The sequence below is a fragment of the Micromonospora sp. NPDC048868 genome (assembly GCF_043198195.1).
GTDB classification, from domain to species: domain Bacteria; phylum Actinomycetota; class Actinomycetes; order Mycobacteriales; family Micromonosporaceae; genus Micromonospora; species Micromonospora reichwaldensis.
This window is the reverse complement of the sequence record NZ_JBICUN010000037.1, coordinates 1-6,043: the sequence shown is the minus strand read 5'-3', so window position 1 is coordinate 6,043 and position 6,043 is coordinate 1. Positions and strand designations below refer to the sequence as shown.

Sequence of the window (6,043 nt, the reverse complement as noted above, 5' to 3'; positions counted from 1 at the left end):
GGACCTCCCCTTCGAACAAGTCGTCGAAGCCGTCAACCCCACCCGCAACCTCGCCCACACCCCCCTCTTCCAGGTCATGTTCGCCTGGCAGAACAACGAGGACGTGGACCTGGACCTGCCGGGTGTCGAGGTGACCGCGCTGCGCAGCCCGTGGACCAGCGCCAAGTTCGACCTCACCCTCTCCCTGGCCGAGCACGACGGCCGCATCACCGGCAGCCTCGAGTACGCCACCGCGCTCTTCGACGCCGCCACCGCCCAGCGGCACATCCGCTACCTACGCCACGTCCTCACCCAACTCGTCGCGCACCCCGACGAGCCGATCGACCGGCTGTCGCTGCTCGACCCGGCGGAGCGCCGTGACCTCCTCGCCGCCTGGGGCGACGCGAGCGCGTACCCGGTCGAGCGGACGATCCCCGGGCTGTTCGCGGAGCGGGTCGCCGCGGCGCCCGACGCGGTGGCTGTGACGTTCGAGGGCACCTCGCTCACCTACCGCGACCTCGACGCGCGCGCCAACCGGCTGGCCCACCACCTGCGCGCGTACGGCGTCGGCCCCGACACCCTCGTCGGGGTCTGCCTGGAACGCTCACCCGAGCTGGTCGTCGCCCTGCTGGCCGTGCTCAAGGCCGGCGGCGCGTACGTGCCGCTCGACCCCACCCATCCGGCGGAGCGCCTCGGCGAGCTGCTGCGCGACAGCGCCCCGGTCGCCGTCCTCACCCACGCCGCGACCCGCGCCACCCTCGACGGCCTCACCGACGCGCCCCTCGTCGACCTCGACACCGACGCACACCGCTGGGCCGAGCACCCCACCACCGACCCCGACCCCGGCACCCGGCCCGACCACCTCGCCTACGTCATCTACACCTCCGGCTCCACCGGCCGGCCCAAGGGCGTCATGGTCGAGCACGCCAACGTGGTGCGGCTCTTCTCCGCCACGGCCGGGTGGTTCGGCTTCGGTCCGACGGACGTGTGGAGCCTCTTCCACTCCTTCGCGTTCGACTTCTCCGTCTGGGAGATCTGGGGGGCGCTGCTGCACGGCGGCCGGCTGGTGATCGTCCCCCGACTGGTCAGCCGCTCCCCCGCCGACTTCCACCGGCTCCTCTGCGACGAGGGCGTCACCGTCCTCAACCAGACCCCCAGCGCGTTCCGCAGCCTGATCGCCGCGCAGGCCGACAGCGCGCGGGCGCACCGGCTGCGTACGGTGGTCTTCGGGGGCGAGGCGCTGGACCCGACGATGCTGCGGCCGTGGTATGCGGACGCGCGCAACGGGCGCACCGAACTGGTCAACATGTACGGCATCACCGAGACCACCGTGCACGTGACCCACCGGCCGTTGAACCCGGCCGACACCGAGCGACCCGGCGTCAGCCCGATCGGGCGACCCATCGGGGACCTGCGGCTCTACGTGCTCGACGGGCGGGGGGAACCGGTGCCGCCCGGGGTCGTCGGCGAGCTCCACGTCGGTGGCGCGGGGGTCGCGCGCGGCTACCTCAACCGTCCCGCGCTGACCGCCGAACGCTTCCGGCCCAGCCCGTTCGTCGCGGGGGACCGGCTCTACGCCACCGGTGACCTCGTGCGCCACCGCCCCGACGGCGGTCTCGAGTACCTGGGCCGCAACGACTCCCAGGTGCAGATCCGTGGCTACCGCGTCGAGCTGGGCGAGATCGAGGCCCGGCTGGCCGCCTGTCCCGGCGTACGCGACGCGGTGGTGACGGTCACGACCGACGCCACGGGCGAGCCGCGCCTGGTCGGCTACTACACCGCGTCGGTGCGCCGGCTGACGGCCGAGGCGCTGCGGACCCGGCTGGCCGGTGTCCTGCCGGAGCACATGGTCCCGGCCGCGTACGTGCGGGTCGCCGAGTGGCCGCTCACGCCCAACGGCAAGCTCGACCACCGGGCGCTGCCCGCACCCGACGGGTCCGCCTTCGCCGCCCGCCACTACACCGAGCCGGTCGGTCCGACGGAGACCGCCCTCGCCGCCATCTGGGCCGAGGTGCTCGGCGTCGAGCGGGTCGGCCGGCACGACAACTTCTTCGCGCTGGGCGGGCACTCGCTGCTGGCCCTGCGGGTGCTGGAACGGATGCGCAGCCAGGGCCTCTCCGCCGACGTACGCGCGCTCTTCGCCGCGCCGGTCCTGGCCGACCTGGCCGCCGCCGTGGGTGCCGGCGCGGACCGGGCCGACGCGACGCCGGAGCCGATCCCGGCCGGCTGCGACCGGATCACCCCGGACCTGCTGCCGCTGGTGGAGCTGAGCCAGCCGGAGATCGACGCGGTCGTCGCCACCGTGTCCGGCGGGGCGCCGAACGTGCAGGACGTCTACCCGCTGGCCCCGGTGCAGGAGGGGATGCTCTTCCACCACCTGATGGCCCGCGACCGCGACCCCTACCTGGTGACCACGGTCCTGCGCTTCGCCGACCGGGACCGGCTGGACCGCTACGCCGCCGCGCTGGAGGCGGTGGTCGCCCGGCACGACGTGCTGCGCACCGGCGTGGTGTGGCACGGGATCAACGAGCCGGTGCAGGTGGTGTGGCGCCGGGCGCCCCTGCCGGTGGAGGAGGTCACGCTCGACCCCGTGGGCGACGACCCGCTCCGGCAGCTCCGCGAGCACGTCGACAGGCGGTACGCCCGCCTCCCCCTCGACCAGGCCCCCCTGCTGCGGCTGCTGGTCGCACGGGACCCGCGCGACGGCGGGTGGCTGGCCGTGGAGCTGATCCACCACATCGTCGACGACAACACCTCGCTGAAGCAGCTGCGGGCCGAGGTCCGCGCGTACCTGGCCGGCGAGGGCGACCGGCTGCCGCCGCCGCTGCCCTTCCGCGACTTCGTGGCGCGGATCCGGCGCGGCGCCGACCGGGCCGAGCAGGAGAGCTTCTTCCGCCGGATGCTCTCCGACCTGGACAGCCCGACCGTGCCCTTCGGCCTGCGCGACATCCACGGCGACGGGCACACCATGCGCGACGCCCGGGTGTGGCTCGGTCCGGAGCTGACGCGGCGGCTGCGGCAGCGGGCCCAGGCCCTCCAGGTCGGGGTGACCAGCCTCTTCCACGTCGCCTGGGGGCAGGTGCTGGCCCGGGCCGCCGGGCGCCGGGACGTGGTCTTCGGCACCGTGCTCTCCGGGCGGATGGACGCCGGCGCGGGCAGCGACCGCGTCCTCGGGCCCTTCCTCAACACACTCCCCCTGCGGGTCACCGTCGACGCCACCGGCTCCACCGAGTGCGTGCTGCGCACCCACGAGGCGCTGACCGGGCTGATCCGCCACGAGCACGCGTCGCTGGCGCTGGCCCAGTCGTGCAGCGGGGTCGCGCCGCCGGCGCCACTCTTCACCGCCCTGCTGAACTACCGGCGCGCCGAGGTGCTGGCCGAGTCGGACGCCCCCGCGCCGGAACCCGACGCGGACGACCTCACCTACCTGGCCGCGCAGGAGCGCGGCAACTACCCGCTCGCGCTGGACGTCGACGACCTGCGCGACGACGTCGCGCTGACCGTCGCCGCCGCGGCCGGGGTGGCGCCCGACCGGGTCTGCGCGATGGTCGAGCGGGCCCTGGAGACGTTGGCCGACGCGCTGGAGCGGGCGCCGGACGCGCCGGTGGGCGGGCTCGACGTGCTGCCCCCCGCCGAGCGCCGCAGGCTGGTCGAGGAGGGCAACGACGCCACGGTGGCGTACCCGCCAGGGCGCTGCGTGCACCACCTCGTGGAGGCCCGGGCGGCCCGCGACCCGGAGGCGGTGGCCCTCGTCCTCGGCGACGAGCGGCTCACCTACGGCGAGTTGAACGCGCGGGCCAACCGGTTGGCCCACCACCTGCGCGCCCGGGGCGTCGGTCCGGACCGGCTGGTGGCGATCTGCGTCGAGCGGTCGCTGGACACCGTGGTGGGCCTGCTGGCGGTCCTCAAGGCGGGTGGCGCCTACCTCCCGCTCGACCCGGCGTACCCGGCCGAACGGCTCGCCGCCATGCTGCGCGACAGCGCCCCGGTGGCGGCGCTGACCCACGGCCCGGCCCGCGAGCGGTTGCGCGCCGCGCTGGCCGGGCTCGACACCCCGGTGGTCGACCTGGACCTCGACGCGGCGGCGTGGGCGGAGCTGCCGGTGACCGACCCGGTCGTCGACGGGTTGGGCGCGCACCACCTGGCGTACGTCATCTACACGTCCGGCACCTCCGGCACCGCCAACGGGGTGCTGGTGGAGCACCGGCAGCTGATGGCCGTGGCCGCCGCCTGGGAGCGCCTGTTCGACCTGCGTCCCGGCCTGGTGCACCTGCAGATGGCGAGCTTCTCCTTCGACGTCTTCACCGCCGACGTGGTGCGGGCGCTCGGCTTCGGCGGGCGGTTGGTGCTCTGCCCGCGTCCGCTGCTGCTGGACAGCGCGGGCCTGTACGCCCTGCTGCGCCGCCACGACGTGGACTTCGCCGACTTCGTGCCGGCGGTGCTCAACCCGCTGCTGGAGCACCTGGAGGCGACCGGCGGCAGCCTCGCCGGGTTGGAGACGGTGGTCTGCGGCTCGGACGCCTGGACCGCCGCGAACGCCGCCCAGCTCCGGGCCCGCTGCGGCCCGCGGGTGCGGATCGTCAACGCGTACGGCGTGACCGAGGCGGCCGTCGACAGCACCTGCCACCTGCTCCCGGTGGACGACCTCGCCGGGGCGACCTGCCTGCCGATCGGCCGGCCGCTGCCGAACGTGCGCGTCTACCTGCTGGACGCCGAGGGCGAGCCGGTGCCGGACGGGGTGGTCGGCGAGATCCACATCGGCGGCGCGGGCGTGGCGCGCGGCTACCTGAACCGGCCCGAGCTGACCGCGCGGCGCTTCCGCGCCAACCCGTTCGTGCCGGGCGAGCGGCTCTACCGCACCGGTGACCTGGGTCGTCGCCTGCCGGACGGCGAACTGGAGTTCCTGGGCCGCGACGACTTCCAGGTGAAGATCCGGGGCTTCCGCGTCGAGCTGGGCGAGATCGAGTCGCGGCTGGCGGCGACCGAGGGCGTCCGGGAGGCGGTGGTCGTGGCGCGCCCGGACGCCGGCGGCCAGCAGCGGCTCGTCGCGTACGTGCTGGGCGGGGAGGCGCCGGACGCCGCGCGGTTGCGGGACCGGCTCGCCGCCCAGCTGCCGGAGCACATGGTGCCGTCGGCGTACGTCCGGCTGGCCGCGTGGCCGCTGACGCCCAACGGCAAGCTCGACCGGGCGGCGCTGCCGGCACCGGACGGGGAGGCCTTCGGCCAGCGCGGGCACGTCGAGCCGGTCGGCCTGCTGGAGACCATGGTCGCCGGCGTCTGGGCCGAGGTGCTGGGGATCGAGCGCGTCGGCCGGCACGACGACTTCTTCGCCCTGGGCGGCCACTCGCTGCTCGCCATGCGGCTGGTGTCCAGGATCCGGCAGGTGCTGGGGCGGGAGGTCTCCCCGGCGGCGCTCTTCGCCGCGCCGGTCCTCGCCGCCTTCGTCGCCCGGCTGACGCCGGACGGCCGCGACGTGCTGCCCCCGATCCGCCCGGTCGACCGGGCCGGTGCGCTGGAGCCCTCCTTCGCGCAGCGGCGGTTGTGGTTCCTGGAACGCCTCGGCGGTCTCGGCCACGCCTACCACATGCCCCTCGCCCTGGAGTTGGCCGGCTGGCTCGACCACGACGCCCTGCGGGCGGCCCTGGATGCCCTGGTCGCCCGGCACGAGGCCCTGCGCACCCGGCTCGTGCCCGCCGGCTCCGACGTCCACCAGCACGTCGACCCGCCCGGCACCGGCTTCACCCTGCACACGCACGACCTCACCGGGGCGCCCGACGCCGCCGCCCGGCTGGCCCGGCTCCAGGACGAGGAGTTCACGGCCCCGTTCGACCTGACCGCCGGTCCCCTGATCCGGGGCCGCCTGGTCACCCTCGCCCCGGACCGGCACGTCCTGCTCGTCACCATGCACCACGTCGTGTCCGACGGCTGGTCCATCGGCGTCCTGACCCGCGAGCTGGGGGCGCTGTACACCGCGCACCACCGCGGCGAACCCGACCCCCTGCCGCCCCTGCCCGTGCAGTACGCCGACTACGCCGCCTGGCAACGCCAATGGCTCACCGACGGC

1 protein-coding gene is annotated in these 6,043 nt (G+C 75.3%); it reads left to right on the top strand.

The genetic code is table 11. From position 1 onward, the window contains the following. The coding region (locus ACGFNF_RS30305) for an amino acid adenylation domain-containing protein (protein ID WP_393172347.1) at positions 1-6,043 on the top strand (6,043 nt) is incomplete at both ends.